Origin of the sequence: Photorhabdus sp. S10-54 (genome assembly GCF_963878145.1) — a bacterium.
In the GTDB taxonomy this organism is placed as follows: domain Bacteria; phylum Pseudomonadota; class Gammaproteobacteria; order Enterobacterales; family Enterobacteriaceae; genus Photorhabdus; species Photorhabdus kayaii.
On record NZ_CAWNXG010000109.1, the window covers coordinates 1 to 2,660 of the forward strand.

The 2,660-nt window shown below is 40.9% G+C and carries 4 protein-coding genes and 1 pseudogene; 3 read left to right on the forward strand and 2 right to left on the reverse strand.

Annotated elements, in window-relative coordinates:
• Positions 1 to 102: 102 nt before the first annotated feature.
• Both AACQ83_RS23740 and AACQ83_RS23745 read right to left on the reverse strand, forming a co-directional pair.
• Positions 103 to 300: a hypothetical protein gene (locus tag AACQ83_RS23740; RefSeq protein WP_112879858.1), complete on the reverse strand. Its 198-nt coding sequence runs from the start codon at positions 298 to 300 to the stop codon at positions 103 to 105.
• Positions 301 to 686: 386 nt separating this feature from the next.
• Positions 687 to 1,439, reverse strand: a complete 753-nt coding sequence (locus tag AACQ83_RS23745) for a LexA family transcriptional regulator (RefSeq protein ID WP_112879859.1) — start codon at positions 1,437 to 1,439, stop codon at positions 687 to 689.
• 114 nt (positions 1,440 to 1,553) lie between these two features.
• On the opposite strand from AACQ83_RS23745, the gene AACQ83_RS23750 reads away from it, so the two are divergent.
• The 3 genes and pseudogenes from AACQ83_RS23750 to AACQ83_RS23760 form a co-directional block, all read left to right on the forward strand.
• Positions 1,554 to 1,790 (forward strand): transcriptional regulator, encoded by a 237-nt coding sequence (locus tag AACQ83_RS23750; RefSeq protein WP_112879860.1) that lies wholly within the window; start codon positions 1,554 to 1,556, stop codon positions 1,788 to 1,790.
• Entirely contained in the window at positions 1,780 to 2,103 is a 324-nt protein-coding gene (locus tag AACQ83_RS23755) for a hypothetical protein (RefSeq protein ID WP_339366780.1), read from the forward strand. Before AACQ83_RS23750 ends, AACQ83_RS23755 begins: the two co-directional genes overlap by 11 nt.
• 261 nt (positions 2,104 to 2,364) lie before the next feature.
• Positions 2,365 to 2,660 (forward strand): annotated as a pseudogene (locus AACQ83_RS23760) (hypothetical protein); the annotation flags it as partial.

Sequence of the window (2,660 nt, forward strand, 5' to 3'; positions counted from 1 at the left end):
GGTAAATTGCCGCCTCTGCTAGTGCTTCGATTTTTTCGAGCGCATCCTCTATTTCAAAATTAATGTAAGAAGTATTGTGTTGTTTATTTAGAGAGTTACTATTCATTCTTCACCCCTGCTAGTTAAAGCTGCTTCAAGGGAACGATAAACTTCCGAATTAATATCACAAGCAAGTGCAATTAGATCGGCTAGGGTGCTTGAGCATTCTTCTTTGGCTGCTGTATCTATAATGACTTCATAGAGCGACATAGCTAAGCCGGAGCGGTATTTTGCATTGTCTAAAGTAACTGGTTTACGCATGGTCTACCTCCGTGTTAGAGCGTCTTATTGCTGAGAAAATAAAAGTCTTTTTGTTACTATTCGCTGTCAACATAATAAGCACCTTGATGTTTATTAATTGTTCGTGGCTCTGGCTGCTTTTGCCAATCAGCTCCAGAGTCTCCTTTCCTGTATCTGTATGTTTGATTGTTATTGATGATCCAAAGTTATTGGCTTTAGTTGCTAAGTTAGCCCTGCTAACTTCTGTGTTTGTAACTTTATCTCAAAGATAAATTACAGTAAATAGCAAATTGATAAATTTATTTATCTTTTTTTCTTATTTTAGTGATAAATTAATGATAAATATGATTAATTTTCGTATAAAAAAACCAGCACTAAGGCTGGTTTGTAGTCGATTTATTTGTATTTCATCCAAGTCGGGTGTAGTCCACTTTCCATTTACCTACGACAAAACCCTGAATATGGAACAAGTCCTTATCTGATGAATCAATTTCCCATTTTTCATACGTTTTATTGTCGCTAATGACTATAAGCTTGTCTTTAAGTAGTTGTAATCTCTTTATATACAATGCATCACAATAGGTGAAAGCATAAATTCCATCACTGACAAACCTGTTAATTGTTATATCAATAATAACAAGTTCGCCAGGGTTTACGGTTCCCAACATACTGTCTCCCACAGCAGTTGTTATCTTTAATGCTGATGGCTTTCTTGTACCAAACATCCCTTTGGCATATTCCGGATCTATCTCTATTGAGCGAATTACATCGGGATAATCATTATTCAACCTACCACCCCCGCAACTGAGTTCCACATTGAGTTGTTCAATCCTGTATGACTGATCAGTATCTTCACGCGAAAGATTTTGCAAGTGATAGTTTCTTTGTTTATTATCATTGTGATTATTATCACGGTTATGAATTATTTCATTTGCATGCTGAGGAACATCAAGCCAGCCAACAGGTAAACCAAGGTTCGCTTCTACACGCCTGGCGATAATATCTCCTATGTTTCTTACTACATTTACACTCGTGAGCTGACTAAGCTGGCTGGCTGGTACTCCGATCAACTCTGCAAAGTCTGCCTTCGTTATTCCTTGACGTATGCGAGCTTCCATCAAGGTGCGCAAGTTCATGCGTCTTATATCTTTAGTTTCCATATCACAATAATCACATTAATTAGCAATTTGATAAATATGCATGATGATAAAAAATCTTGCAAATAATTTATCAAAAAGATAAAGTTTGGGTATGTTGACTTACAAGGTAAAGACATGAAAAACGATTTACATCGCTGGAGAAAAGAAGCCTGTAGGCAGGACTGGATAAAGCTTGCTCAAATTGCTGGGACAAGCGTTGGATATTTAGATCAAATTGCATACAGCAATCGTCGCGCATCCCCGAAGATGGCAATCCGTATTGAGGAGGGCACTAAAGAATTTAGTGAAATTTCTCCTGTAGAAAAAGAAAGTTTGGTTTTCGCTACCCCTCAGAAAAACCATGTTTCCTAACTCTCACGTTCAAGTATCAATGCCGTCGCATTTTTACCCTGATGACGCGAAATGGATACAGGAGATGTTACTGAATCTTGATCCGGCTACACGGGCAAAAATCACGGTGAAGTATGCCGAGGTTTATCAAATTGCATGGGATGAGGAACCGGTTTCATATCGGAAGGATAACGCGGCGAGGCGAGCGGCAAATATCCGGCTGCGGGAATTTGTTAGGAAATATGCCAGAGCGAGTCAGGGTTATACCGAGAAGCCGCTTAAGGCACCGAAAGCACTGCCAGAGAACCAGCCCCAATCGGAGGTGGCAGGATGATCGCAGTGGTATCAGGCAGTACGGAAAAGGCTGTGTCTTCTGGCTGTGGGATCGGTGGTAAGGGGATCACCAGGGCTAGCCATGAAAAAACAGCCAAATGAGAATGATTATCAAAGTGGGTAAAAAACCCAAAAAAACCCAAAAAAAGTGGCAGTCAGGAAAAAGTATTAAATAAGTACCCCCTTATTTTTTTTAGGACAAATGAGAATGATTATCAAAAATGAAAAAGCAGAAAAGATCATCCAAAAACATCGTGCTCTTGTGAGCTGGAAGCCTGCACGGGCCATTGCTGAATTAGTCGCTGCTGGCATGTCAGAGTCTGAGGCCGCCGCGATGGTCAAGGCCAATGCGCCAGCCCGGAAAACACATAAACCCCACAAACCTCATAAGCCCCACAACAGCCATGCAAAGCCAGTGGATCTGGAAGCGCTGAGCACTCACTACCTCGTGGTGGGTGATTATGACCTGCTGAGTCTCAAGCATCAGGACGCATTGATTGCCGCTATCCGAAACGGAAAAGGCAAAAGCTCATGGCATGATGAACCAATGGCGGTAAC